The organism is Streptomyces sp. NPDC101160, assembly GCF_044768205.1.
Taxonomy (GTDB): domain Bacteria; phylum Actinomycetota; class Actinomycetes; order Streptomycetales; family Streptomycetaceae; genus Streptomyces.
Map to the genome: position 1 here is coordinate 251,498 of NZ_JBIWPJ010000004.1, position 26,445 is coordinate 277,942.

The 26,445-nt window shown below is 72.0% G+C and carries 23 protein-coding genes and 1 riboswitch; of the genes, 6 read left to right on the top strand and 17 right to left on the bottom strand.

The window, feature by feature from the left end:
* Positions 1-114: 114 nt before the first annotated feature.
* The 5 genes from ligA to ACIRSU_RS14215 are packed head-to-tail and all read right to left on the bottom strand — an operon-like array spanning position 115 to position 6,642.
* Complete coding sequence (gene ligA, locus ACIRSU_RS14195) at positions 115-2,292, bottom strand: NAD-dependent DNA ligase LigA (RefSeq protein WP_403791841.1); 2,178 nt, start codon at positions 2,290-2,292, stop codon at positions 115-117.
* Positions 2,293-2,324: 32 nt separating this feature from the next.
* The gene (locus ACIRSU_RS14200; protein WP_403791843.1) at positions 2,325-3,338 is read right to left on the bottom strand and encodes a methionine synthase; all 1,014 of its coding nucleotides are present in this window, start codon (positions 3,336-3,338) and stop codon (positions 2,325-2,327) included.
* Positions 3,335-5,368, bottom strand: coding sequence for a tetratricopeptide repeat protein (locus tag ACIRSU_RS14205; RefSeq protein WP_403791845.1), 2,034 nt, complete (start codon positions 5,366-5,368; stop codon positions 3,335-3,337). Before ACIRSU_RS14205 ends, ACIRSU_RS14200 begins: the two co-directional genes overlap by 4 nt.
* Before the next feature lie 7 nt (positions 5,369-5,375).
* Positions 5,376-6,074, bottom strand: coding sequence for an SDR family oxidoreductase (locus ACIRSU_RS14210; RefSeq protein ID WP_403791847.1), 699 nt, complete (start codon positions 6,072-6,074; stop codon positions 5,376-5,378).
* Between the two features lie 25 nt (positions 6,075-6,099).
* Entirely contained in the window at positions 6,100-6,642 is a 543-nt protein-coding gene (locus ACIRSU_RS14215; protein WP_403791848.1) for a TIGR00730 family Rossman fold protein, read from the bottom strand.
* Positions 6,643-6,738: 96 nt separating this feature from the next.
* On the opposite strand from ACIRSU_RS14215, the gene ACIRSU_RS14220 reads away from it, so the two are divergent.
* Positions 6,739-7,362 (top strand): alpha/beta fold hydrolase, encoded by a 624-nt coding sequence (locus ACIRSU_RS14220; protein ID WP_403791849.1) that lies wholly within the window; start codon positions 6,739-6,741, stop codon positions 7,360-7,362.
* A 7-nt stretch (positions 7,363-7,369) separates the two neighbouring features.
* Here the strand turns inward: ACIRSU_RS14220 and mnmA are convergent, their stop codons facing one another.
* Positions 7,370-8,518, bottom strand: a complete 1,149-nt coding sequence (mnmA, locus tag ACIRSU_RS14225; RefSeq protein WP_403791851.1) for a tRNA 2-thiouridine(34) synthase MnmA — start codon at positions 8,516-8,518, stop codon at positions 7,370-7,372.
* 76 nt (positions 8,519-8,594) lie between these two features.
* On the opposite strand from mnmA, the gene ACIRSU_RS14230 reads away from it, so the two are divergent.
* On the top strand, positions 8,595-9,380 hold the full coding sequence (locus tag ACIRSU_RS14230; protein WP_403792558.1) for an N-acetylmuramoyl-L-alanine amidase: 786 nt from the start codon (positions 8,595-8,597) through the stop codon (positions 9,378-9,380).
* Between the two features lie 126 nt (positions 9,381-9,506).
* Here ACIRSU_RS14230 and ACIRSU_RS14235 read toward each other — a convergent pair whose 3' ends face one another.
* From ACIRSU_RS14235 to ACIRSU_RS14285, 11 genes are all read right to left on the bottom strand, one after another.
* On the bottom strand, positions 9,507-10,670 hold the full coding sequence (locus tag ACIRSU_RS14235; RefSeq protein ID WP_403791852.1) for a cysteine desulfurase family protein: 1,164 nt from the start codon (positions 10,668-10,670) through the stop codon (positions 9,507-9,509).
* A gap of 131 nt (positions 10,671-10,801) precedes the next feature.
* Positions 10,802-11,668 carry a thioesterase family protein gene (locus ACIRSU_RS14240; RefSeq protein ID WP_403791854.1) on the bottom strand — a complete coding sequence of 289 codons (867 nt, stop codon included), beginning with the start codon at positions 11,666-11,668 and terminating at the stop codon, positions 10,802-10,804.
* Positions 11,669-11,694: 26 nt separating this feature from the next.
* Positions 11,695-12,387, bottom strand: coding sequence for a trimeric intracellular cation channel family protein (locus ACIRSU_RS14245; RefSeq protein WP_403791856.1), 693 nt, complete (start codon positions 12,385-12,387; stop codon positions 11,695-11,697).
* 79 nt (positions 12,388-12,466) lie between these two features.
* Positions 12,467-13,657, bottom strand: coding sequence for an ABC transporter ATP-binding protein (locus tag ACIRSU_RS14250; RefSeq protein ID WP_403792560.1), 1,191 nt, complete (start codon positions 13,655-13,657; stop codon positions 12,467-12,469).
* 23 nt (positions 13,658-13,680) lie between these two features.
* On the bottom strand, positions 13,681-14,793 hold the full coding sequence (locus tag ACIRSU_RS14255; protein WP_403791857.1) for an ABC transporter ATP-binding protein: 1,113 nt from the start codon (positions 14,791-14,793) through the stop codon (positions 13,681-13,683).
* Positions 14,790-15,788 carry an ABC transporter permease gene (locus tag ACIRSU_RS14260; RefSeq protein WP_403791859.1) on the bottom strand — a complete coding sequence of 333 codons (999 nt, stop codon included), beginning with the start codon at positions 15,786-15,788 and terminating at the stop codon, positions 14,790-14,792. The genes ACIRSU_RS14255 and ACIRSU_RS14260 overlap by 4 nt, the downstream gene beginning before the upstream one ends.
* A 116-nt stretch (positions 15,789-15,904) precedes the next feature.
* Positions 15,905-17,674 (bottom strand): ABC transporter substrate-binding protein, encoded by a 1,770-nt coding sequence (locus tag ACIRSU_RS14265; RefSeq protein WP_403791861.1) that lies wholly within the window; start codon positions 17,672-17,674, stop codon positions 15,905-15,907.
* Positions 17,675-17,786: 112 nt separating this feature from the next.
* On the bottom strand, positions 17,787-18,788 hold the full coding sequence (locus ACIRSU_RS14270) for an ABC transporter permease (protein WP_403791863.1): 1,002 nt from the start codon (positions 18,786-18,788) through the stop codon (positions 17,787-17,789).
* A gap of 355 nt (positions 18,789-19,143) precedes the next feature.
* Positions 19,144-19,935, bottom strand: coding sequence for an enhanced serine sensitivity protein SseB C-terminal domain-containing protein (locus ACIRSU_RS14275; protein ID WP_403791864.1), 792 nt, complete (start codon positions 19,933-19,935; stop codon positions 19,144-19,146).
* Between the two features lie 136 nt (positions 19,936-20,071).
* Positions 20,072-20,809, bottom strand: coding sequence for an enhanced serine sensitivity protein SseB (locus tag ACIRSU_RS14280; RefSeq protein WP_403791866.1), 738 nt, complete (start codon positions 20,807-20,809; stop codon positions 20,072-20,074).
* 108 nt (positions 20,810-20,917) lie between these two features.
* On the bottom strand, positions 20,918-21,577 hold the full coding sequence (locus ACIRSU_RS14285) for an AAA family ATPase (RefSeq protein WP_403791868.1): 660 nt from the start codon (positions 21,575-21,577) through the stop codon (positions 20,918-20,920).
* Between the two features lie 154 nt (positions 21,578-21,731).
* Positions 21,732-21,830, top strand: a riboswitch (glycine riboswitch).
* A 158-nt stretch (positions 21,831-21,988) separates the two neighbouring features.
* Here ACIRSU_RS14285 and gcvT point away from each other — a divergent pair.
* The 4 genes from gcvT (at position 21,989) to ACIRSU_RS14305 (ending at position 26,416) form a co-directional block, all read left to right on the top strand.
* Positions 21,989-23,113 carry a glycine cleavage system aminomethyltransferase GcvT gene (gene gcvT / locus ACIRSU_RS14290; RefSeq protein WP_403791870.1) on the top strand — a complete coding sequence of 375 codons (1,125 nt, stop codon included), beginning with the start codon at positions 21,989-21,991 and terminating at the stop codon, positions 23,111-23,113.
* A gap of 121 nt (positions 23,114-23,234) precedes the next feature.
* Complete coding sequence (gene gcvH, locus ACIRSU_RS14295; protein WP_403791872.1) at positions 23,235-23,612, top strand: glycine cleavage system protein GcvH; 378 nt, start codon at positions 23,235-23,237, stop codon at positions 23,610-23,612.
* Between the two features lie 24 nt (positions 23,613-23,636).
* Positions 23,637-24,896, top strand: a complete 1,260-nt coding sequence (gene glyA / locus ACIRSU_RS14300) for a serine hydroxymethyltransferase (RefSeq protein WP_403791874.1) — start codon at positions 23,637-23,639, stop codon at positions 24,894-24,896.
* 149 nt (positions 24,897-25,045) lie between these two features.
* The gene (locus tag ACIRSU_RS14305) at positions 25,046-26,416 is read left to right on the top strand and encodes an L-serine ammonia-lyase (RefSeq protein ID WP_403791876.1); all 1,371 of its coding nucleotides are present in this window, start codon (positions 25,046-25,048) and stop codon (positions 26,414-26,416) included.
* Positions 26,417-26,445 lie beyond the last annotated feature (29 nt).

Sequence of the window (26,445 nt, forward strand, 5' to 3'; positions counted from 1 at the left end):
CACCCGTAACGATCTGGTATGCGCCGAACGGGTGAGCTTTCAGGGCCCGTCGGGGCCGCCGGACGGCTGCCCCGGCGGCCGCCCGACCCGCCTCGCCGCCGGCGGGCCCGTCGGCTACTCCGGGACGGGCAGCGCGGCCTCCTGAGCGGCTTCGGGACCTTGTTCGAGCAGCACGACGAACCCGTCTTCGTCGAGAACCGGAACCTTCAGCTGCATCGCCTTGTCGTACTTGGATCCCGGGTTGTCGCCGACGACCACGAAGGCCGTCTTCTTCGAAACGGAACCGGTCACCTTCGCACCTCGGGCCTGGAGCGATTCTTTTGCGCCATCCCTGGTGTAGTTCTGCAGGGTGCCGGTGACGACGACGGTGAGTCCGTCAAGTGGCCGCGGCCCCTGCTCCTCGCCGGCGCCCTCGTCCTCGAAGCTCACCCCGGCCGCGCGCCACTTGCGCACGATCTCGCGGTGCCATTCCTCGGCGAACCACTGCTTCACGGCGGCGGCGATGATCCCGCCCACGCCGTCGACCGCGGCCAGCTCCTCCTCCGTCGCCTGCTCGATCCGCTCCAGGGAGCGGAACTCGCGGGCCAGCGCCTCGGCCGCGACCGGGCCGACGTGACGGATCGACAGGCCGTTGATGAACCGGGCCAGCGGCCGGGTCTTGGCCGCCTCGATGTTCGCCAGCATGGCCAGGGCGTTCTTCTTCGGCTCGCCCTTCTGGTTGGCGAAGACGGAGACGATCTTCTCCTCGCCGGTCTTCGGGTCCCGCTTGGGCAGCCCGCTGTCCGGGTCCAGGACGTACGCCCTGATCGGCAGCAGCTGCTCGATCGTCAGGTCGAACAGATCGCCCTCGTCGACGATCGGCGGCTCGGCCGGCTCCAGCGGGCGGGTGAGCGCCGCCGCCGCGACCATGCCGAAGTTCTCGATGTCGAGGCACTGGCGGCCGGCCAGGAAGAACAGCCGCTCGCGCAGCTGGGCGGGGCACGACTGCGCGTTGGGGCAGCGCAGGTCGATGTCGCCCTCCTTCATCGGCTTCAGCGGCGTGCCGCACTCGGGGCACTCGGCCGGCATCACGAACTCGCGCTCGGTGCCGTCCCGCAGGTCCGCGACCGGGCCGAGGATCTCCGGGATGACGTCACCGGCCTTGCGCAGCACCACGGTGTCGCCGATCAGCACGCCCTTGGCCTTCACCACGTCCTGGTTGTGCAGGGTGGCGAACTCGACCTCGGAGCCGGCCACCGTCACCGGCTCCACCTGCGCGTACGGCGTGACGCGCCCGGTGCGGCCGACGCCGACCTTGATGTCGACCAGCTTGGTGTTGACCTCCTCCGGCGCGTACTTCCACGCGATGGCCCAGCGCGGGGCGCGGGCCGTGGAGCCGAGCCGGCCCTGGAGCGGGATCTCGTCGAGCTTGACGACGACGCCGTCGATCTCGTGCTCGACGGAGTGCCGGTTCTCGCCGAAGTAGGCGATGAACTCGCGGACCTCTTCGAGGGACGGGACGACCTTGTTGTGCCGGGCGGTGGGCAGTCCCCACTCGTGCAGCAGCTCGTACGCGTCCGAGAGGCGGGTGATCTCCAGGCCGTCCCGGGCGCCGATCCCGTGCACCACCATGTGCAGCGGCCGGGTCGCCGTCACCTTGGGGTCCTTCTGCCGCAGCGAGCCCGCCGCCGCGTTGCGCGGATTGGCGAAGGGCTTGTCGCCGGCCTCGACCAGGCGCGCGTTCAGCCCCTCGAACGCCTCCATCGGGAAGTAGACCTCGCCGCGGATCTCCACCAGGTCCGGGACGCGCTCGCCGCGCAGCCGGTCCGGGATGTCCGCGATCGTCCGCACGTTCGGCGTGATGTCCTCGCCGGTGCGGCCGTCGCCACGGGTCGCGGCGCGGGTCAGCCGTCCCTTCTCGTACGTGAGGTTCACGGCCAGGCCGTCGACCTTCAGCTCGCACAGGAAGTGGTAGTCGCCCGTGCCGACGTCCTTGGCGATCCGCTCGGCCCAGGCGGCCAGCTCCTCGTCGTCGAACGCGTTGTCCAGCGACAGCATCCGCTCCCGGTGCTGCACGGACGCGAAGTCCGTCTCGTACGACCCGGCGACCTTCTGGGTCGGCGAGTCGGGCGTGCGCAGCTCCGGATACTGCTCCTCCAGCGCCTCCAGGGCGCGCAGGAGCTTGTCGAACTCCGCGTCGCTGATGACCGGCTGGTCCTTCACGTAGTACCGGAAGCGGTGCTCCTCGACCTGCTCCGCCAGCTCGGCGTGCTTCTCCCGCGCCTCGGCGGGGGCCCCCTGTTCGACTGCCACCTTCGTCCGTCCTCCCGTGCTTACGACCCCGGTCACTCTGGGTTGTCCGCGAGCGATCTCGCCGCCCGGACGCAGTGCGCGAGCGCCTTGCGGGCGTATGCCGGCGTGGCACCCGCGAGACCACAGGTCGGGGTGACCACCACGGACTCGGCGAGAGTCCCCGGATTCAGCCCCAGCCTGCGCCACAGCGTCCTGACACCCATGACGCTACCGCCCGGGTCTGACAATGCCCCCGACGCCGGGTCCGTGGACGGCACCACACCGGCGAAGAGCTTGGTCCCGGCCTCCACCGCCTCCCCGATCGGCTCCTCGTCACGCTCGGTGAGAAGCGAGAAGTCGAACGACACGCCCGCCACCCCGGCCCGCCGCAGCAGGGCGAACGGCACCCCCGGCGCGCACGAGTGCACGACGACGGGTCCGTCGTGCACGGCGATCACGTCCCGCAGCGCCGCCTCCACGACCTGCCGGTCGACGGCCCGGTGGGTGCGGTAGCCGCTGGCGGTACGGACGTGGCCCAGGAGCACGGCGGTCAGCGAGGGCTCGTCGAGCTGGAGCACGACCCTGGCCCCCGGCACCCGCTTGCGCACGTCAGCCAGGTGCCCGTTCAGCCCCTCCGCGAGCGACGCGGCCAGGTCCCGGCAGGCCCCGGCGTCCGACAGCGCCGCCTCTCCGCCGTGCAGTTCGAGCGCCGCGGCAAGCGTCCACGGCCCCACCACCTGCACCTTCAGCGCGCCCTCGTACCCCTGCGTGAACTCCTCCAGGGCGTCCAGGTCCTCGCCCAGCCAGGACCGGGCGCGGCGGGTGTCCCGCCCCGGCCGGTCGCTGATCCGCCAGCCGCTCGGCTCCACGTGCGCGTACACCTCCGCGAGCAGCCCCGTGGTCCGCCCGATCATGTCCGCGCCGGGCCCGCGGGCGGGCAGCTCGGCGAGGAACGGGAAGTCCTCGAAGGACCCGGTGACGGTCTTGGCGGCTTCACGGGCGTCGGTGCCGGGGAGGGAGCCGACGGCGGTGGCGGGGGCCCAGGGAAAATCGTTCTTCTCGCTCACGCGGGAAGCGTACGTGCCAGGGCTTCCCGTGTGGCGATCGTGACCGGGTGGTCGGCACCGAGGACGCGGGTGCGGGCGTCGAGGACGGCGGTGAGTTCGGCGCGGGCGCCCGCGGGGGCGAGGCAGCGGGCGAGGTTGAAGCGGGCGGAGAGCGTGTGCGGGTGCTCCGCGCCCAGCAGCCGCTGCCGCGCCACGATCACGGCTTCCAGCTCCGCCCGTGCGACGGCCCGGTCGCCGAACTCCAGGAGCAGGACCGCCCGGTTCTCCCGGGTGACGAGCGCGTTGGGATGGTCGGGGCCCAGGGTGCGGGCCTCCACCGCCCGTACGGTCTCCAGCTCGGCCAGCGCCTCGCGGGTCCGCCCGAGCAGGGCGAGGCACACCGCGAGGTTCTGTCGGCAGGCGAGGGTTCGCCAGTGGTCCGGCCCCAGGGCGCGGGCGCAGCCGGCGAGCGCCCCGGCGTACTCCGCGCGGGCCCGCTCCAGGTGTCCGTTCTGCTGGAGCGCCGTGGCCAGCTCGTTGCGGACCTGGAGGACGAAGAGCTCGTCGGAATCACCCGCCCCACCCTCCGCCGCGAGTTCGCCGAGCAGTTCCAGTGCCTCCCGCTCGCGGCCGGCGTTCAGCAGCGCCCGGCCGTGTTCGAAGCGCGCCTCTCGCACGATCCGGTGCTCGGCCCCGAGCCCGTCCGCGGCGCCCCGGCGCACCAGGTCCACCGCCGCGCCGGCCTCGGCGACCAGACCGCGCGCGTTCAGCGAGCGCACGGCGAGCACCGCGCCCTCCCAGACGTCCTCCGGCGCGCCCGGCCGCAGGTCGTCGAGGAGGTGCGGGACGAGCAGCGGCCACAGCGGACCGTGCTCCTCCGGCACCTCGCAGCCGAGCGCCGCCTCCGCCGACAGCCGCTCCCGCCCCGCACGGTACGCGTCCCGCACCAGCGGATGCACCGTCACTACCGGCTCGCCGTCCGTCCGCAGACTCGCGAGCCCGAGCCGGTCCAGCGCCTGGAGGCAGGTCCACAGCTCCCCCGGCGGAATCGCGATCCGCTCCGGCGCGAACACCCGCAAGGGCACCGGCGCGTCGGCGAAGCCGGCGAGGAGGCGCAGGACGTCCTCCGCGTGGACGTGGCCGCGGTCGTGGAGGAGGCGGAGGGACATGGCCCAGATCCGGGCGAGGGTGCCGTCGCGGTCGACGGCGAGGTCCCCCGTACCGAGGGCGGCGAGGTAGGCGCCGTACGTGGCGGGCTCGCCGGGTGCCCGCAGGAAGGGCGGGCGTTCGGCGACTGACGCCAGGTAGCGCCCCGCGCTGTCCAGGGCGAGCGGCAGCCCTCCGAGGCGTACGGAAAGGGACTCGGCGTCCGTCGCGGGCCCGGCCTCCGCGCCCGCCCGGTCCGCCAGCGCGCGGGCGCCCTCGTCACCCGGCAGCGCGCCGAGCGGGTGGAGTACGGGGCCGTTGCCCCAGGCGGCGGGGTCGCCGTCGCGGGTGGTGACGAGGACGAGGCCGGCCGTACCGTCGGGCGCGCGGACCCAGCCCGTACCGGCGGCGAGGGAGCCCGGGCCGTCGAGCAACGCCAGGTCGTCGGCGTTGTCGAGGACGAGGAGCCAGGGGCCGGGCAGGGCGGCGAGCCGTTCCCACAGGAGGTCGGCGGTCTGGCCGCTCGCCAGTTCGTCCTCGCGGACGCCGACCCGGCGGGCCACCGCGCGCAGCCCGCCCGCGAGCCGTCCGGCGTCCTGCGCGGCCACCCACCACACGGGCGCGCCGCCGCGCGCGAGGACGTCGGCGACCTCCAGGGCGAGGCTGGTCTTGCCGACGCCGCCGAGCCCGTACAGCACCTGCGTGCCGGAGGCGGAGCACAGCCGGGCGAGGAGCTCCCCGCGTCCCCGCAGCGGGGTGCCGCGCCGTCCGAAGGGCGGGGCGACGGTCACCTCGTCGGCGGGCGGCGGGGCCTGGTGCACGACGAGGTGCTCGATGTGCCCGGCCTGGACGACGCTCCCCTGCGTCCCACCGGTGATGGAATTGCCGGCCCCCGCCCCCGTCATGCGGCGCTCAGCGTCCCGGGCGCACGGTCAGGTCGTTGACCTCGGCGTCCCGCGGCAGGTCGATCGCCATGACGATGGTCGTCGCCACCGACTCCGGGTCGATCCAGCGCTCGGGGTCGTACTCCTTGCCCTCCTGCTGGTGCACCTTCGCCTGCATGGGGCTGGCGGTCCGCCCCGGGTACACCGACGTCACCCGCACCCCGTTGGCGTGCTCCTCCTGCCGCAGCGAGTCGGCGAGCGCCTTCAGGCCGTGCTTGGAGGCCGCGTACGCGCCCCACTCGGCGTGCGCGTTGAGCCCGGCGCCCGAGTTCACGAACAGCACATGGCCCTTGGAGACCCGCAGCAGCGGCAGGAAGTGCCGCGTCAGCTCGGCCGGCGCGACCAGGTTGACGTTCAGCTGGTGGTGCCAGGTCTTCGGCGTCAGCTCCCCGACCGGCCCGAGGTCGACGACCCCGGCGATGTGCAGCAGCGTGTCCACCCGCTCGGGCAGGGTCTGGTGCGAGAACGCCCACGACAGCCGGTCCGGGTCCGCCAGGTCCCCCACCAGCGTCCGCACCCCGGGAAACTCGCCCGCCAGCTCCTTGGCCCGCGCCGCGTTCCGCGCGTGCAGCACGAGCTCGTCCCCGCGCGCGTGCAGCCGCCGCGCGACGGCGGCGCCGATGCCGGAGCCGGCTCCGGTGATCACATGTGTAGCCATGGCCCCCATGCTCGCATCATCGACGGAGCTCGCGTCAGCCGCGGGAGGAGACCGTCTCCTCCAGGTACGCCAGCGCCGCCGCCCCGTCCTCGGCGAAGAAGACGAGGTCGGTGAGGGGTATCGGGAGGAAGCCCTCCTCCTCCATGCGGCGGAACTGGGCCTTGAGGCCGTCGTAGAAGCCGGCCGTGTTGAGGAGGACGACGGGCTTGGTGTGCTTGCCGTGCTTCTTCAGTTCCAGGATCTCGGTGGCCTCGTCGAGGGTGCCGGTGCCGCCGACCATGACGACGATCGCGTCGGACTTGGCGAGGAGCAGGGCCTTGCGCTCGGCGAGGTCCTTGGCGAAGACCATCTGGTCGGCGACCGGGCGGGCCTTGGCCGCGAGGAAGTCGACCGAGACGCCCACCAGGCGCCCGCCGGCCTCTTCGACGCCGTCCGCGACGACCTTCATCAGGCCCGTGTCGGAGCCGCCCCAGACCAGGGTGTGGCCCGCCTTGCCGAGGCGGTGGGCGAAGTCGCGGGCGGGGACCGTGTAGCGGTCGTCGAGGTCGGCGGCGGACAGGAAGACGCAGATGTTCATGGGCTCCACCGTACGGCCCGGCACCGACAGCCGGGATCTTCCCGGAAGTTCCGCCGGGAGCGATGAGTTCCGGGCGCGGCGCCGGTCTGCCCTGCCATGGACGAGGTGAGGACCACACCGTGCCGGGCCAGGGGCCTGGTCAGGGCGCAGGACGGGACGCGGATCGCGTACGAGCGGTACGGGGACGGGGCGGGGGACGCGGACGGGCCGCCGCTGATCCTGGTGGGCGGGGCGGACGGGAGCCACTCCGTGCTCGCCGGGCTGCTGGCGCGCCGGTTCCCGGTGGTGGCGTACGAGCGGCGCTCCGGACCGGGGGCCGGTCAGGTGGAGCGGGAGATCGCCGATCTGGCGGCGCTCGTCGACGCGGTGGGCGCGGGCGCGGCGGGTACGGCGGCGGTGCACGGCACGGCGTCCGGCGGGGCGCTCGCCCTGGCCGCGGCGGCGGCGGGGGTGCCGGTGGGGCCGGTGTCGGTGTACGAGCCGCTCTACCCGCTCGGTGGCGCCGGACCCGCGGCGCAGCTGGGCCGGGTGCCCGCGCGCGTCCTCGTGGTCGACGGCGGCGCGAGCCCGTCCTGGACGCGGCGGGCGGCCCGGACGGTCGCGGCGGCCGTCCCGCGCGGCCGGCACCGCACGCTGACCGGCCAGACGCACGAGGTGTCCCCGCACGTGCTCGCGCCGGTCCTGGCCGACTTCTACGCGGAGGAGCCGGCGATCGGCTGACCGGGCGTCAGGCCTTCGTGGCCGCCTCGGCCGTCCGTCGTACCGTCGTCGCGATCGTCGCCGAGCCGACCACCCGCGTGCCGTCGTAGAGCACGATCGCCTGGCCGGGGGCCACGCCGCGGACGGGCTCGTCGAAGGTGACCTTCAGCTCGCCGTCCTCCATCGCCGCGCTGACCGGGGTCTCGTCGCCGTGGGCGCGGAGCTGGGCGGTGTAGCGGCCGGGGCCCTCGGGGGCGGTGCCGCACCAGCGGGGCCTGATCGCGGTGAGAGCGATGACGTCGAGGGCCTCGGCGGGGCCGACGGTGACGGTGTTGTTCACCGGCGAGATGTCGAGGACGTAGCGCGGCTTGCCGTCCGGCGCCGGGTGCCCGATGCGCAGGCCCTTGCGCTGGCCGATGGTGAAGCCGTACGCGCCGGTGTGGCTGCCCACCTTCGTACCGGACTCGTCGACGATGTCGCCCTCCGCCGTGCCGAGGTGCTTGGCGAGGAAGCCCTGGGTGTCGCCGTCCGCGATGAAGCAGATGTCGTGGCTGTCGGGCTTCTTGGCGACGGCGAGACCGCGCCGCTCCGCCTCGGCCCGGATCTCGTCCTTGGTGGTGACGGTGTCGCCGAGCGGGAACATGGCGTGGGCGAGCTGCTTCTCGTCGAGCACCCCGAGCACGTACGACTGGTCCTTAGCCATGTCGGAGGCCCGGTGCAGCTCGCGGGTGCCGTCCTCGCGCAGCACGACGGTGGCGTAGTGGCCGGTGCAGACGGCGTCGAAGCCGAGGGCGAGCGCCTTGTCGAGGAGCGCGGCGAACTTGATCTTCTCGTTGCAGCGCAGGCAGGGGTTGGGCGTGCGGCCCGCCTCGTACTCGGCGACGAAGTCGTCGACGACGTCCTCGCGGAACCGCTCGGCCAGGTCCCACACGTAGAACGGGATGCCGATGACGTCCGCGGCCCGCCGGGCGTCGCGCGAGTCCTCGATGGTGCAGCAGCCCCGCGCTCCGGTACGGAAGGACTGCGGGTTGGCGGAGAGGGCCAGGTGCACGCCGGTGACGTCGTGGCCCGCCTCTGCGGCGCGGGCGGCGGCGACGGCGGAGTCCACTCCGCCGGACATGGCGGCGAGGACCCGGAGGGGGCGGTCGAGGGGGCGCTGCGGCGGGGTCTGAGTCATAGCCCTACCAGGGTACGGGGCCGGTCGGGGTGCGGGCCGGGGAACCGTGGTCATGGGAGTGAGCGTTCTCGATCACATGGGGAACCAGGGGCAGGGCAAGGGCGGGGCCGGGAGCGGGACGAAGGCGCCCGCGGGGAAGAGCGGGGGCGGGGGCAAGGGCCGGGCCGGGAGCAAGGGCGCGGCCGGGGGGAAAGGCGGGAAGAAGGCGCCCGCCAAGAAGGGCGGGCCCGGGCGGCGGGCCTTCCTGCTCGGCGGCACGGTCGCCGTCGTCGGCACCGTCGCGCTCGCCCGTGACGAGCTGGCCCGCCTCTACTGGCGGCTGCCCGGCGTCGAGCGCAAGCGCGTCGAGGGCGTGCTCGACCACAAGGGCGCCGAGTGGACGGCGGCGTCCCGCTACAACTGGCGGCGCGCCGACCGCCCCGACGACTACGTGATCGACCGGGTCGTGATCCATGTCGTCCAGGGCAGCTACGCCTCCGCCCTGCGGGTCTTCAAGGACCCGGGGCACGGGGCCGCCGCGCACTACGTGGTCCGCAAGGACGGGCACGTCGCGCAGATGATCCGGGAGCTCGACGTGGCCTTCCACGCCGGGAACCGGGACATGAACGAGCGCAGCATCGGCATCGAGCACGAGGGCTTCGTCGACCGGCCGCAGGACTTCACGCCGGCGATGTACGCGGCGTCGGCCCGGCTCACGGCGGACATATGCGCGCGGTACGGGATACCCGTGGACCGGGAGCACATCATCGGGCACGTGGAGGTGCCGGGCACCGACCACACGGACCCGGGGCCGCACTGGGACTGGCCCCGGTACATGGCGCTCGTGAAGAAGGAGCGCGCGAAGCTGCCGCCGGTCGGCTGAGGCCGCGGTCGGCTGCGGCCGCGGTCGGCTGCGGCCGCGGTCGGCTGCGGCCGCGGTCGGCTGAGGCCGGCGGTCGGCTGAGGCCGGCGGTCAGCCGAGGCCGACGGCCAGCGCTGAGGCCGGCGGTCAGCTGAGGCCGGCGGTCCGCGCCCGTTCGACGGCCGGGCCGATCGCCTCCGCGACGGCCGCCACGTCCTCCTTGGTGGAGGTGTGGCCGAGGCTGAAGCGCAGCGTGCCGCGGGCCAGGTCGGGGTCGGCGCCGGTGGCGAGCAGCACGTGGCTGGGCTGGGCGATGCCGGCGGTGCAGGCGGAGCCGGTGGAGCACTCGATGCCGGCGGCGTCGAGGAGCAGCAGCAGCGAGTCGCCCTCGCAGCCGGGGAAGCTGAAGTGCGCGTTGGCGGGGAGCCGGTCGACCGGGTCGCCGCCGAGGATCGCGTCGGGGACGGCGGTACGGACGGCGGTGACGAGTTCGTCGCGCAGCGCGCCGACCGTACGGGCGAACTCCTCGCGGCCCTCGTCCGCGAGCCGGCCCGCGACGGCGAACGCGGCGACGGCGGGCACGTCGAGGGTGCCGGAGCGGACGTGGCGCTCCTGCCCGCCGCCGTGCAGGACGGGGACGGGGGTGTACTCGCGGCCGAGGAGCAGCGCCCCGATGCCGTACGGGCCGCCGATCTTGTGGCCGGAGACGGTCATCGCGGCGAGGCCGGAGTCGGCGAAGCCGACCGGGACCTGGCCGAACGCCTGGACGGCGTCGGCGTGCAGCGGTACGCCGAACTCGGCGGCGACGTCGGCGAGTTCGCGGACCGGCATGAGCGTGCCGATCTCGTTGTTGGCCCACATGACGGTGGCGAGGGCGACCGAGTCGGGGTCGCGGGCGATGGCCTCGCGCAGGGCCTCGGGGTGCACCCGGCCGTACGTGTCGACGGGCAGGTACTCGACGGTGGCGCCCTCGTGGGTGGCCAGCCAGTCGACGGCGTCGAGGACGGCGTGGTGCTCCACGGGGCTCGCGAGGACCCGGACGCGGCGCGGGTCGGCGGCGCGTCGGGCCCAGTACAGGCCCTTCACGGCGAGGTTGTCCGCCTCGGTGCCGCCCGAGGTGAACACGACTTCGCTGGGCCGCGCGCCGAGCGCGCCCGCGAGCGTCTCGCGGGCCTCCTCGACGGTCCGCCGGGCGCGCCGGCCGGCGGCGTGCAGCGAGGAGGCGTTGCCCGTGACGGCGAGCTGGGCGGTCATCGCCTCGATCGCCTCCGGGAGCATGGGCGTGGTCGCGGCGTGGTCGAGGTATGCCATGGTGGCAACGATTCTACGAGGCGGCCCGCGGGGGGCGAGCGCCTGGCCGGTTCCTGCCGGTGGAGGCCGGGGCCCCGGGGGGTTCCCGGCTCCCCTTCCGTTGCCGGGGCGCCGGGGGCTCGCGCCGTCCGTCAGCCTCGCGGTGCCCGGGCCAGCTGCCTCGACTGGGCGACCAGCCGGTCCGCGGAGTCCCAGACCTCGGCGTCCTCCTCCAGGAAGCCGCCCGCGAGGTTGCGGGTGGTGATGGAGACGCGGAGGGGGCCGGGGGCGGGGCGGCAGCGGACGTGGGTGGTGAGTTCGACGGTGGGGGTCCAGCCCTTGAGGCCGAGCTCGAAGGAGGTCGGCGGCAGGGCGTCGACCGTGAGCAGCAGGGAGAGCGCGTCGGGCTCGCGGCCGTCCGCGAGGCCGAACCAGCCGCGCATCTCGCCCTTGCCCGAGGGCGCGCCGACCGCCCAGCCGACCGTCGCCGGGTCGAGCCGGAGGTCGAGGCGGTCGGCGATGGCGGAGGAGCCCGGGATCTGCGGGGTCGGGCCGTCGGAGGCGCCGAGGCACTGGTCGATCGGGGCGAACGCGGGCGGCGTCGCGGAGGTGCGGACGTCGTCCGGGAGCGCGTCCAGGTCGCCGTACGAGGCGAGCACGCGGATGCGCTCGATCTCGGTGCCGTCCTCCGCGTACTGGAAGAGGGAGGCCTGGCCGGTGGAGAGCGTGCGGCCGGTGCGGACGGTCTCGGTGCGGATGACCGCGGGGCCCGGCACGGACGGCGTCAGGTAGTGCGCCGAGATCGTGAACGGGTCGGGGTGCGGCAGGTGGTCGCCGAGCGCGCGGCCGAGGAGGGCCAGGAGGTAGCCGCCGTTGACGGCGTGGATGATCGTCCAGCCGGCGGACAGCTCGGCGTCGTAGACGCCGGGCTCGCGGAGGATGACGGCGGTGTCGCGGTCGAACTCGCTCGCCGTCCCGGCCGTGGTCCCGGCCGTCGTCTCGATGCTGCTCGTGCTCATACCAGAGACCGTACAGGATTCAGCTACTAAGCGGTAGCTTTTCCGGCTCCGACGCCCGTCCCCGTCTCCTCGCTCGCGCTCGACCGCCGATTCCACGCCCGCGGCGCTCTCCAGTGATAGCGCATGGCGAGCAGCCGCAGCACGAACGCGGTGAGCACCGCCGCGCCGCTCGTGTACGCGTTGAGCACGTCGAAGCGGATGGCGAGCACCACGATCGTCGCGCCCACGATCGCCGGCACCGCGTAGAGGTCGCGGTCCCAGCGGAGCAGCGACGGCACCTCGTTGGCCAGGACGTCGCGCAGCACACCGCCGCCGACGGCCGTGGCGAGGCCGAGCGCGGCGGAGGAGGTGAGGCCGAGCCCGTAGTCGTACGCCTTGGTCGTGCCGGTCACGCAGAACAGGCCCAGACCGGCCGCGTCGAAGACGTTGACGGCGGTCTGGGTGCGCTCGACCTCCGGGTGGAGGAAGAACACCAGCACGGTCGCGACCAGCGGCATCGTGAAGTAGCCGAGATCGGTGAAGGCGGCCGGGGGTACGGCGCCGATGATCAGGTCGCGGAAGAGGCCGCCGCCGAGGGCCGTGACCTCGGCGAGGACGGCGATGCCGAAGACGTCGAAGTTCTTGCGGACGGCGAGCAGGGCGCCGGAGATCGCGAAGACGAAGATGCCGACGAGGTCCAGGGCGTGTTGGACGGACGGGTTGAACAGATCGTGGAGCACCGCCCCATTGTCCCGGTTGTTCCGGGTGCGCCACACGTGAGGCCCCCGCCGCGCGATGCGGCGGGGGCCTCACCCGAACTCACGCCTCGGGAGACTTCTCCGGCGCGGCCTCCGCCGGGGCGGCCTCCGCATCGGCGTCCGTCGCGGCGGACTCCGTCGCGGCCTCCGCCGCGGCGCCCTCCGCCGTGGCGGACTCCGTCGGCTCCTCCGCCGGGGCCTCGGGCTCGGGCTCCGGCTTCTTCGTGATCGTGACCTCCACCGACTCGCGCGCCGCCGGCACCGTCACGCCCTCCGCGTTCTCCGGGTGGTGGCACGCCACGCGCTGGCCCGGGCGGAGCTCCAGGAGCGGGGGCTCCTGGGTCTTGCAGACCTCGGTCGCCTTCCAGCAGCGGGTGTGGAAGCGGCAGCCGGCCGGCGGGGCGATCGGGGACGGGACGTCACCGGTCAGCAGGATGCGGTCGTTCTTCTGGCCCCGGCGGCGCGGGTCCGGGATCGGGACCGCCGACATCAGCGCGCGGGTGTACGGGTGCATCGGCGACTCGTACAGGGACTTGCGGTCGGCGAGCTCGACGACCTTGCCCAGGTACATGACCGCGATGCGGTCGGAGACGTGCCGGATGACCGACAGGTCGTGCGCGATGATCACGTACGTGAGGCCCAGCTCCTCCTGGAGGTCGTCCAGGAGGTTGACGACCTGCGCCTGGATGGAGACGTCCAGGGCCGAGACGGGCTCGTCCGCGACCACGAGCTTCGGCTTGAGGGCGAGCGCGCGGGCGATGCCGATGCGCTGGCGCTGGCCGCCGGAGAACTCGTGCGGGTAGCGGTTGTAGTGCTCCGGGTTGAGGCCGACGAGCCCGAGCAGCCGCTGGACCTCCTTCTTCACCCCGCCCTCGGGCACGACGCCCTGCAGGTGGAAGGGGGCCGAGATGATCGTGCCGACCGTGTGGCGCGGGTTCAGCGAGCCGTACGGGTCCTGGAAGATCATCTGGATGTCGCGGCGCAGCGGACGCATCTTCGCCACCCCGAGGTGGGAGATGTCCGTGCCCTCGAACTCGATCCGGCCGTCGGTCGGTTCGAGGAGCCGGGTGATCAGCCGGCCCATCGTCGACTTGCCGCAGCCGGACTCGCCGACGACGCCGAGGGTCTCACCGGGGTAGACCTCGAAGTCGATCCCGTCGACCGCCTTGACCGCGCCGGTCTGGCGCTGCAGCAGGCCCTTCCTGATGGGGAAGTGCTTCTGCAGGCCCGTCACCTTCAGCAGGGGTTCCATGTCACTCACGGCCTTGGTGTCGCTCACAGCTTCGGCGCAATCTCTTCGGTCCAGATCCGGGTCCGCTCCTCCTGCGACATGTGGCAGGCGGAGAAGTGCCGGCTACCGTCCTGGGACTCCGTCAGCTCGGGGCGTACGGTCCGGGTGATGCCGTCCTTGGGCACGTCCGCGTACGGGCAGCGCGGGTTGAAGGCGCAGCCGCTGGGGACGTTGATGAGGCTGGGCGGGTTGCCCTTGACCGGGATGAGCCGGTCGGTCTGCTCGCGGTCGATGCGCGGCATGGAGCCGAGCAGGCCCCAGGTGTAGGGGTGCTTCGGCGTGTAGAAGACGTCCTCGGCCGTGCCGCGCTCCACGCACCGGCCGCCGTACATCACGAGGATGTCGTCGGCGATCTCGGCGACCACGCCGAGGTCGTGCGTGATGATGATGACCGCGGAGCCGAACTCCTTCTGCAGGTCCCGGATCAGGTCGAGGATCTGGGCCTGGACGGTGACGTCGAGCGCGGTGGTCGGCTCGTCCGCGATGAGCAGCTCGGGGTTGTTGACCAGCGCCATCGCGATCATCGCGCGCTGGCGCATGCCGCCGGAGAACTCGTGCGGGTAGTTGTCGAAGCGCTTGGCCGGCTCGGGGATGCCGACCCGGTCGAGGAGTTCGACGGCCCGCTTCTTCGCCGTCTTCTTGTCGACGCTGTGGTGGACGCGGTACGCCTCCACGATCTGGTTGCCGACCGTGTAGTACGGGTGCATCGCGGACAGCGGGTCCTGGAAGATCATCGCCATCTCGCGGCCGCGCATCCGGCGGACCTCGTCCGGGTTCGCGGAGAGCAGCTCGCGCCCGTTCAGCCAGATCTCGCCGGAGATGCGGGCCTTCTGCCGGCCGTACTGGCCGACGGTGTGCAGGCCCATGATGCCGAGCGAGGTGACCGACTTGCCGGAGCCGGACTCGCCGACGATGCCGAGGGTCTTGCCCTTCTCCAGCTGGAAGGTGAGGCCGTCGACGGACTTGACCAGGCCGTCGTCGGTCGGGAAGTGGATCTTCAGGTCGCGGACGTCGAGGAAGGCGTCCGACGGGGCGTTCCCGGCGGGGGTGACGGGCTCTCCCACGGCAGCGCCGGTCCTGGTGAGCTTGTCGGTCATGCGAGCCTCACTCGGGGGTCGATCACGGCGTACAGCAGGTCGACCACGAGGTTCGCGAGGACGACACAGGCGGCGGTGATGAGGGTGACCGCCAGGATGATCGGCAGGTCGCGCTCGCTCACGCCCTTGATGGCGAGGCCGCCGAGGCCCTTGAGGTTGAACGCGGTCTCGGTGAGGATCGCGCCGCCGACGAGGGCGCCGAGGTCCATGCCGAAGATGGTCAGGATCGGGGTCATGGTGGAGCGCATGGCGTGCTTGCCGAGCACGACCGGCTCCGGGAGGCCCTTGGCGCGGGCGGTACGGATGTAGTCCTCGCCCAGGACCTCGAGCATGGTGGCGCGGGTGAGCCGCGCGTACATCGCCGCGTACAGGAAGGCGAGCGTCACCCAGGGCAGCAGCAGGCCGGAGAACCAGCCGCCGACGGACTCCGTGATCGGCACGTACGTGGCGTCGAGCCAGCCCAGCTGGGTGCGGAAGACGAGCATCGCCAGCATGGCGGTGAAGAAGATGGGGAGCGAGACACCGGCGAGCGCCGTGATCATCGCGGCCCGGTCGATGATCGTGCCCCGCTTGAGCGCGGAGACGACACCGGTGGCCACGCCCATGACCAGCCACAGCACGGCGGCGCCGATGACCATGGAGAGGGTCACGGGGAAGGCGTCGACCAGCATCGACGACACGTCCTGGTCGGTGCGGAACGAGTAGCCGAAGCAGGGCGCCGCGCAGTGGATGGAGTCGCCGCCGCCGACGTAGTCGCGGCCGACGAAGATGCCCGAGACGAAGTGCCAGAACTGCACCAGGATCGGGTCACCGAGGCCCAGCTTCTGCCGGATGCCCTCGATGGAGGCCGGATCCGCCTGCTTGCCGACGAACATCGCGGCAGGATCGCTGCCGGTCATCTTGGGGATGAGGAAGAAGATGCTGAGCGTCACCAGGGTGACGACGAGCAGCATCACGACGACGGCGAAGAGCCGTCGGATTATGTATGCAAGCATGCGGTCGGCCGGTCGGCGGCCGGGGGATCCGATCGGATCCCCCGGCCGCCGCGCACGGCCCTCACCTGCCCTTCGGGCCTAGCGGCGGGTGCGCCGTTGGAGCGAGTTGAGTGGGATTACTTGACGACGCCGATGGACGCGTAGTCGTAGCGGCCGTTGAACGCGTCGGCCGTGTAGACGTTGGTCAGTCGCGAGCTGCGCCAGATGATGTTCTTCTCGTTGGTGAACGGCAGGTAGACCGCGGCGTCCGAGACCTTGGCGTTGATCTGCTTGTAGAACTCGCCGGCCTTGGTCGGGTCCGTCTCCTTCAGCGCCTTGTCGAACAGGCCGTTGATGGCCGGGTCGTTCAGCTCGGAGAAGTTGTTGTTGCCGGACTGCAGGATGAAGCGGCCGTCCACGAGCGGCTGCAGGAAGCCCTGGCCGGTCGGGAAGTCGGCGGCCCAGCCCATGATGATGATGCCGTAGCCCTTCTCTTTGACCACCTTCGGCGAACCGATGATGCCGGAGGACTGGGCGCCGTCGTACGCGTCGATCTGGGCGTCGATGCCGACGGCCTTCAGCGAGTTCTGCAGCGACTCGGCGGTGGCGATCTCGATCTTCTTGTTGTTGCGGACCGCGATCGTCGTCTTGAAGCCGTTCGGCTTGCCGCACTTCTTCAGCGCCTCCTTGGCCTTGGCCAGGTCGGGGGCGCCGGAGAGCTTGCCGTACGGGTCGGCCTTCGGGTCGGAACCCTTGATGCCCGGGGGAAGCATGTTCGGGGCGATGTCGCCACCGGCCTGCGGGCCGCCACGGGCGGTCTGCAGGGACTTGGAGTCGGCCGCGTAGATGATGGCCTTGCGGCACTCGATGTTCGGGATGACCGTCTGCGGGAACGCCGCGTACCGGATGAAGCCGGTCTGCGGGTTGTCGACGTTCTCCTTGTGCTGCTGGAGCACCTTCTGGCGGGCCGCGGCGCCGACACCGGTCGCGTTGAGGTCGAGGTCGTACTCGCCCTCGACCAGACGGTTGTCCATGTCGTCGGCGTTCGTGGTGAACGTGACGCTGATCTTGTCCGGCAGGGCCTTGCGGACCGTGTCCGACTTCGCGTCCCACTTGTCGTTGCGGACCAGCTTCAGGGACTTGTTCGGGGTGTACGAGTCCCACTTGTACGGGCCCGAGGAGAACGGGTGCAGACCGTACTGCGCCTTGGTGTCCTTGTCCTGGCGGACCGGCGAGGACATGGGCAGCGCCAGCATCTGCAGGAAGTCGCCGTTGGGGGCGGCAAGCTTGAAGACGATGGTCTTGTCGTCCGGCGTCTGGATGGTGCTCAGACCCAGCTTGTCCGGGGCGGTGTCCTTGTACGGGCCCGGGTAGGTCTTCTTCGGGTCGAGCATCTGCTGGAGGTAGATCGGACCGCCGGAGATGACGTCCTGCGCCCAGGTCCGCTCCATGCCGTACTTGAGGTCCTTGGAGGTGATCGGCTTGCCGTCCTCCCAGGCGACCCCGTCCTTCAGCGTGAAGGTGTAGGTCAGGCCGTCGGCCGAGACCTTGCCGGTGTCGGTGGCGAGGTCGCCGACCAGCTCGGTGGAGCCGGAGCCGGGCACGGGCTTGTAGGTGACCAGCTGACGCGTGTAGTAGCGCGCGAAGTCGAAGACGAAGCCCGTGTAGGTGCGCGCCGGGTCCCAGGAGTCGGCCTCCTGCGACGCGATGAACTTCAGCTCGCCGCCCTTCTTGTCAGAGGGGCTGGCGATCTGGTTCACACCCGCGTTGAAGCCGGGCGCGCCGCCCTTGCCCTTGTCGCCGCCGCTGCCGTTGCCGCCGCCACAGGCGGTGGTGACGACCATCGTGGCCGCCGCGAGCAGCGCACCCGCGGCGATTCTGCGCCTCTGGGAGCTGTTCATCGTCATGGTCGTGCAACCTCCGGTGTAATGGCGGCCGTCTTGCGGTGGTCCGCCGTTGGGGGATTCGCCTCCTGGCAACAGCGGCAGGGGCTGGTCTTGCGGGGGGAGCGGCGTACGGTCAGCGGGAGCCCTTCGGGTCGAGCGCGTCACGCACGCCGTCGCCGAAGAGGTTGAACGCAAGCACGGTGATGAAGATCGCGAGGCCGGGGAAGATCATGAACAGCGGGTCGGACTCGTAGGTGGTGATCGCCGTCGACAGCATCTGGCCCCAGGAGGAGGTGGGCGCCTTGACGCCCGCACCGAGGAAGCTGAGGGCCGCTTCGGTGAGGATGTTGGTCGGGATCATCAGGGTCGCGTAGACCATGATCGGCGCGATGAGGTTCGGCAGCAGTTCCTTGCGCAGGATGTAGAACCGGCCGGCGCCGAGCGACTGGGCGGCCTCGACGTACTCGCGGTTGCGCAGGCTGAGCGTCTGGCCGCGGACGATGCGGCCCACGTACGGCCAGCCGAAGAAGCCGATGACGACGACCAGGGCGAGGATGCGCACACCCGAACCCTCCAGGCCGAACAGCGAGTTGGGCAGCACGGAGACCAGCGCGATGGTGAAGAGCAGCTGCGGGAAGGCCAGCATGACGTCCATGACCCGGCTGAGCGCCGCGTCGACCCAGCCGCCGAAGTAGCCCGCGACGATGCCGAGGATCGTGCCGAGCGCGACCGCGAAGAGGGCGGCGGCGAAGGCGACGAGCAGCGAGATCTGGGCGCCGTAGATGATCCGGCTGAAGACGTCACGGCCGTTGACCGGCTCGACGCCGAGCAGGAAGTCGCCGCTGATGCCGCCGTAGCTGCCGATCGGGGTGCCGAACAGCGGGTCGATCTGGTCCTCGTGGAACTGGTCCGGCGGGTGGCCGAGCAGTCCGACGATCAGGGGGGCGCAGATCGCGACGAGGATCAGGAACAGGACGACGAAGCCGCCGGCCAGGGCCAGCTTGTCCTTCTTGAGCCGCGTCCAGGCGATCTGCCAGGGGGAACGGCCCTCGATCGCCTTGGCCGGCGTGCCGGGCACGGCGTCGACGGCGTCGGCGCTCTCTGCCGCACTCGTCTCGTGCAGTGGTGCCGTCATCGTGGTGAGGACCCCTCTCGGCCGCCGGGTCGCCGGCCCTTGCCCGCCGCGGGTAGCGGCTCGGTGGAACAACTGCAGGGCACCGGCTTCGTACAGCCGAACGCCCGGTGTTCCGGGGAGTCTTCAATGTGTCCGCGATCACCCGCCAGACTCCCAGAGGAATGTTTGCGTAAACGTGATGCGGTTCGTTGTCTTCCGTTATCCGGACGCCGGGCACATCTGAGCGGACCATCTCGGCCGCTATTCGACCACATCGGACATCCGGCCCAAGTGCTGTCGCGCGGGCGGGAATTAGGGCGACAGGAAGGCCGGAAAGGGACGTTTCAGCGCCCGCCGGAACGCCCCGGCCTACCCGTCAGTACGCGGACGGGGCGGCCGGGGGATAGCCGTAACCGGTCGCGGGCGGGGCCGCGGGGGCGGCGTGCGCGTCACGGTCGTAGAACGGGCGCGAGTGGGCGTAAAGCCACATGGCGACCGGGTCGTACGTGTCGGACATGGCCACCGTCGAGACGGGCAGGCCGTCGGGGACGGCGGCGACCGTCTGGTGCATCATCGCCCGCACGGCCTCGACGGACGCCGGCGAGGAGTCGTACAGGTCGAGGCCGATGGCGAGGTACGGGGAGCCGAGCGCGGGCTGCACCCAGGCGCGGCGCAGCGAGCGGACGGCCGCGGTGCGGTGCGCGTTCTGCGTGAGCAGCGCGTAGAACTGCGGGATCTCCAGGGCGGGCTCGGAGAGCCGCAGCGGGCCCGCGGGCATCCGGTCGAGGCCGGTGGCGATGCGGCGCAGATCGGCCCAGGGGATGCCGACGCCGCCGCCGGGGGCGTGCGGATTCAGCCAGATGCCCCAGCGGTCGGGATAGAGGGCGCGGGCGATCTCCAGGCCGGAGACGAGCTCGTGGGCGCGGGTCCAGCCGGAGGCGGCGAGCTCCTGGGCGGAGGTGACGCAGGGCGCGTACCCGTACCCGTCGACCTGCATGTTGCCGTACTGGGCGTCGGGCGAGCCGGCGGTGCCCTGCCAGAGCAGCATCCGGACCTCGGAGCCGGCCAGGGCCTGCAGCAGCTGCTCGTAGGTGTCGTGCCGCCCGGGTGCCACCTGGCGCAGCATGTGCTCGACCTGTCCGGCCGCAGCGGTGCCTGACGCGCTCACCCTGGGTCCCGCCCCTCTGGTTGTCCTGCTTGTGGTACGGCTCGTTGTACGGCTCGCCTGACTGAGTTCAGCCCTGACCGACCTCAGCCCTGACCGAGTTCGGTTCTGACTGAGTTCAGCTTAGACAGGGGGTCTGTCACACGGCGGCGCGCTGGAAGAAGGGGCGCACCTTCTCCAGCATCCAGTCGGCGACCGGGTCCTGGGCCACGTCGAGCAGGATGAGGTTGACCGGCCAGGCGACCTCGACCCGGCCGAGGGCGCGGCCGAGGGCGTCGAGCGGCACGGCCAGGTCGCCGGCGCCGCCGAGCAGCTGGACGCCGACGAAGAGGGCGGGTTCGGTGCCCTCGACGCTGGCGAGCGCGCGGCGGGCGGTGGCGACGATGCCGGTGGCCTCGAACTCGGCGGAGGCGGCGGCGAGGAAGTCGACCGGGTCGTCCTGCCAGTCGGGCTCGAAGAGCCGCACCCGGCCGCCGCCGGCGGGGCCGTCGAGTTCGGTGCGGCCGGTCCGGCAGAGCTCGGCCACGGCGGGCGGGGGCAGCGGGACGCCGACGGTGCCGCCGGGGTTCACGGCGATGCCGAGCTGCGGGGGCAGGCCGCGGGCGAACTCGACGGCGGGGGCGACGGTGTACGACATGTGGTCGCCGACGCAGGCGAGGAACTGCTGCTCGGAGCTGAAGACCGGCACGTAGGGCGCGCCGTCGAGCTCCAGGGTCGGCAGGTCGAGGTCGGGGCTGTCGGGGCCGCCGCCGTTGGGCAGGGGCACCCAGACGGGGCTGCGGCCGAGGACCTCGACCAGGCGGCCTCCGGCGGCGGCGTTGCCGAGCGAGGCGGCCAGTACTTCCTCGAGCTCATTGCCCGGCCACGTCACGTCCACGCTGTCGTCGTCCCCTTCTCGCTGCTCCCCGGTGCCGTTCAGCCGGTGCGGTTCAGCACCTTAACGGCGTCCACCCGCCTCCGTGACCGAAAGGGGATGCGGAGTGCGTCACGGCACCTCCCGGAAGCCGATCTTCCGCAGGGTGTCCGCGGCGTCCCGGTCGAGCAGGGTGACGGAGGCGCAGCCGGGCGGCAGGGCGCCCGCCTCGGCCGTGCGGACCAGCCGGCCGACGGCGCGGCGGTGCCGGGCGAAGGCGTAGCCGGAGACGCCGCGGCCGCGGGAGCGCTGGCCGGCGAGCGCGAGGGCGGGGTCGACGTCGAGCAGGATCAGGTGGAGGGCGGCGCCGCGCCGCCGGGCCGCTCGGGCGAGCCAGCCGCGGACCCAGGACTGGGTGCCGCAGTCGTGGACGACCACTCCGGCGCCGGAGCGCAGGACGCGGCGCAGGCCGGCGTAGTGGGCGAGCCGGGCGAGCGGGCGGTAGAGGGCGTACGGCAGGAAGCGGGGCAGCCGGGCCTCCCAGCGCTCCCGGGTGTGCTGGGAGTCGACGGCCCGGCCGTCGGCCGCGCGGCCCATCAGCGTGGACTTGCCGGCGCCGGGCAGTCCGGAGACGACGACGATGTCGCCGGCGGCGAAGCTCAGCACGCGCGGGCTGCGTCCGCCGCGCTCGCGCAGGTCGCGCAGGAGCCGTCCGCGGCGCACCCGGCGCCGGGTGCGCTGGACCGGTATGCCGGCGCTCGTGGCGTAGGCGCTGGTGTGCCGGATGGTCATCGCTCGCTCCCCCCGTCGGGTCCCGCGCGGACCTCTGCCCACGAAGTGTAAAGAAACGGTAATGAGACGCAAGCGATTTGCCGCGCGGACCCGCCGTGCAATGATGAGCGCGCCACGCGCTCGCACGAGCGCGCACAACCGCATACCGGCCGCTCGAATCCGCGCGGGAGAGTCCCGGGGCACCTCGTGCACCGGGCGCCGAAGGAGCAAGCACCTCCCTTGAATCTCTCAGGCCCCGTACCGCGTGGATGAGGCAGATCTGAAAAGCGGGACGCGTCGTCGCGTCCCCACCCAAGGTGCAAGCCGAGGATGCCCTCGGTGAACCTCTCAGGTTCCATGACAGATGGGGAGGATCGTCCTCACCGTCATGTACGTCGTGCCCTGCACGCCCTGGGACCCGGGAGCCACCCCATGAGCACTGCCCCCCGTCTGACCGCCCTCGATGCGCTGCATCGTTCGCTGGGCGCGACCATGACCGACTTCGCCGGCTGGGACATGCCGCTGCGCTACGGCAGCGAGCGCGACGAGCACAACGCCGTCCGCACCAGGGCCGGCCTCTTCGACCTCTCCCACATGGGCGAGATCACGGTCACCGGTCCGCAGGCCGTGGAGCTCCTGGACTACGCCCTGGTCGGCAACATCTCGACCGTGGGCAACGGCCGCGCGCGCTACACGATGATCTGCCAGGAGGACGGCGGCATCCTCGACGACCTGATCGTCTACCGCCTCGGCGAGACGGAGTACATGGTCGTCGCCAACGCCTCCAACGCCCAGGTCGTCCTCGACGCCCTGGTGGCCCGCTCCGAGGGATTCGACGCCGAGGTCCGCGACGACCGCGACGCGTACGCCCTGATCGCCGTCCAGGGCCCGGAGTCCCCCGGCATCCTGAAGTCCCTCACCGACGCCGACCTGGACGGCCTGAAGTACTACGCGGGCCTGCCCGGCACCGTCGCCGGCGTCCCCGCGCTGATCGCCCGCACCGGCTACACCGGCGAGGACGGCTTCGAGCTGTTCCTGAAGCCGGAGCACGCCGAGGGCGTGTGGCAGGCGCTCACCGAGGCGGGCAAGGACGTCGGCCTGATCCCGTGCGGCCTGTCCTGCCGTGACACGCTCCGCCTGGAGGCGGGCATGCCGCTGTACGGCCACGAGCTGACCACCGCGCTCACCCCGTTCGACGCGGGCCTGGGCCGGGTCGTCAAGTTCGAGAAGACCACGAACGAGGGCCGCTTCGTCGGCCGCGAGGCCCTGGAGAAGGCCGCCGAGCGCGCCGAGTCCGCCCCGCCGCGCAAGCTGGTCGGCCTGATCGCCGAGGGCCGCCGCGTCCCGCGGGCCGGCATGTCCGTGGTCGCGAACGGCGAGGTCGTCGGCGAGATCACCTCGGGCGCCCCGTCCCCGACGCTCGGCAAGCCGATCGCCATGGCCTACGTCGACGCGGCCTTCGCCGCGCCCGGCACCGAGGGCGTCGGCGTCGACATCCGCGGCGCCCACGAGCCGTACGAGGTCGTCGCGCTGCCGTTCTACAAGCGCCAGAAGTGACCTTTCGGCACCCTCCGCGGGTGCCTGACGTGACGGTGACGTGACCCATTCGTCTCAGGACATGTCTCACCTCGCAAGACCCCCGTACATCCGCACTCCCCGCATCCAGGAGAATCAGGTCATGAGCAACCCCCAGCAGCTTCGCTACAGCAAGGAGCACGAGTGGCTGTCGGCCGTCGAGGACGGCGTCGCCACGATCGGCATCACCGAGCACGCGGCCAACGCCCTCGGTGACATCGTGTACGTCCAGCTCCCCACCGTCGGTGACACCGTGACCGCGGGCGAGGAGTGCGGCGAGCTGGAGTCGACCAAGTCCGTCAGCGAGCTGTACTCCCCCGTGACCGGCGAGGTCGTCGAGGCCAACCAGGACGTCGTGGACGACCCGTCGCTGGTGAACACCGCCCCGTTCGAGGGCGGCTGGCTGTTCAAGGTGCGCATCGCCGGCGAGCCGGAGGACCTGCTCACCGCCGACGAGTACACCGCCTTCACCGCCGGCTAAACCGAGACCCCCAGGGATCGATTCATGTCGCTTCTGAACACCCCTCTCCACGAGCTGGACCCGGACGTCGCCGCCGCCGTCGACGCCGAGCTCCGCCGCCAGCAGACCACCCTCGAGATGATCGCCTCGGAGAACTTCGCTCCGGTCGCGGTCATGGAGGCGCAGGGCTCGGTCCTCACCAACAAGTACGCCGAGGGCTACCCGGGCCGCCGCTACTACGGCGGCTGCGAGCACGTCGACGTGGCCGAGCAGATCGCGATCGACCGCATCAAGGAGCTGTTCGGCGCCGAGTACGCCAACGTGCAGCCCCACTCCGGTGCCTCCGCCAACCAGGCCGCGCTGTTCGCGATCGCCCAGCCCGGCGACACGATCCTCGGCCTGGACCTGGCGCACGGCGGTCACCTCACCCACGGCATGCGCCTGAACTTCTCCGGCAAGCAGTTCAACGTGGTCGCGTACCACGTGGACGACAACGGCCTGGTCGACATGGCCGAGGTCGAGCGCCTGGCGAAGGAGCACCGCCCGAAGGTGATCATCGCCGGCTGGTCGGCGTACCCGCGTCAGCTGGACTTCGCCGAGTTCCGCCGGATCGCCGACGAGGTCGAGGCGTACCTGTGGGTCGACATGGCCCACTTCGCGGGCCTGGTCGCGGCCGGTCTGCACCCGAACCCGGTCGAGTACGCGGACGTGGTGACCTCCACCACGCACAAGACGCTCGGCGGCCCGCGCGGCGGCATCATCCTGGCGAAGAAGGAGTTCGCGAAGAAGCTGAACTCCTCCGTCTTCCCGGGCTTCCAGGGCGGCCCGCTGGAGCACGTGATCGCGGCCAAGGCCGTCTCCTTCAAGGTCGCGGCCTCGGAGGAGTTCAAGGAGCGCCAGCAGCGCACCCTGGACGGCGCCCGGATCATCGCCGAGCGCCTGGTCCAGGACGACGTCAAGCAGCACGGCGTCGCGGTCCTGTCCGGCGGCACCGACGTCCACCTGCTCCTGGTCGACCTGCGCGACAGCGAGCTGGACGGCCAGCAGGCCGAGGACCGGCTCCACGAGGTGGGCATCACGGTCAACCGGAACGCCGTTCCGAACGACCCGCGCCCGCCGATGGTCACCTCCGGTCTGCGCATCGGCACGCCGGCCCTCGCCACCCGCGGCTTCACGGCCGAGGACTTCGCCGAGGTCGCCGACGTGATCGCCGAGACGCTGAAGCCCGGCTTCGACGCCGAGGCGCTGAAGGCCCGGGTGACCGCTCTGGCCGAGAAGCACCCGCTGTACCCCGGCCTGAAGTAATTTCGTACGCTTTAGTTCCAGCTTCTGTTCGTACGAAAACTCCGGGGCACCGCGCACACTGGACAGTGAGCGCGGTGCCCCGCCCCATGCTCAGCGTTTCTGCACCACCCCGGCAGACAACGACGTCTAGCCCCCACAAGGAGTCCTCCGTGGCCATCTCGGTCTTCGACCTGTTCTCGATCGGTATCGGCCCGTCGAGCTCCCACACGGTGGGCCCGATGCGCGCGGCCCGCATGTTCGCCCGTCGTCTGAAGAACGAGGGCCTGCTCACGCACGTCGCCACGGTCCGGGCCGAGCTGTACGGCTCGCTCGGCGCCACCGGCCACGGGCACGGCACCCCGAAGGCCGTGCTGCTCGGCCTGGAGGGCCACTCGCCGCGCACGGTGAACGTCGAGACCGCGGACGACGAGGTCGAGCGGATCAAGTCGAGCGGCCGGATCAACCTGCTGGGCGCCCACGAGATCCCGTTCTCCTTCGACGACGACCTGGTCCTGCACCGCCGCAAGGCGCTGCCGTACCACGCCAACGGCATGACCGTCTTCGCGTACGACGCCCAGGGCGCGCTCGTCCTGGAGAAGACGTACTACTCGGTCGGCGGCGGCTTCGTCGTCGACGAGGACGCGGTGGCCGGCGAGAACCCGATCATCCCGGACGACACCGTCCTGAAGTACCCCTTCCGCACCGGTGACGAGCTGCTCCGGCTCACGAAGGACACCGGCCTGTCGATCTCCTCGCTGATGCTGGAGAACGAGAAGGCCTGGCGCACCGAGACCGAGATCCGCGAGGGCCTCCTGGAGATCTGGCGCGTCATGCAGTCCTGCGTCTCGCGCGGCATGTCCCGCGAGGGCATCCTCCCCGGCGGCCTCAAGGTCCGCCGCCGCGCCGCCACCTCCGCCCGCAAGCTGCGCTCCGAGGGCGACCCGGCCGCGCACGCGATGGAGTGGATCACCCTCTACGCGATGGCCGTGAACGAGGAGAACGCGGCGGGCGGCCGCGTGGTCACCGCCCCGACGAACGGCGCGGCCGGCATCATCCCGGCGGTCCTGCACTACTACATGAACTTCGTGCCCGGCGCGGACGAGGACGGCGTGGTCCGCTTCCTCCTCGCGGCCGGCGCCATCGGCATGCTCTTCAAGGAGAACGCCTCCATCTCCGGCGCCGAGGTCGGCTGCCAGGGTGAGGTCGGCTCCGCCTGCTCCATGGCCGCCGGCGCCCTCGCCGAGGTCCTGGGCGGCTCCCCCGAGCAGGTCGAGAACGCGGCCGAGATCGGCATGGAGCACAACCTGGGCCTGACCTGCGACCCGGTCGGCGGCCTGGTCCAGATCCCGTGCATCGAGCGCAACGGCATGGCGGCGGTCAAGGCCGTCACCGCGGCCCGCATGTCGATGCGCGGCGACGGCAGCCACCTGGTCTCCCTCGACAAGGTCATCAAGACCATGAAGGAGACCGGCGCCGACATGAGCGTGAAGTACAAGGAGACCGCGCGCGGCGGCCTCGCGGTGAACATCATCGAGTGCTGACCGGCTGACCGGCTGAGCGGCCCGGGGGC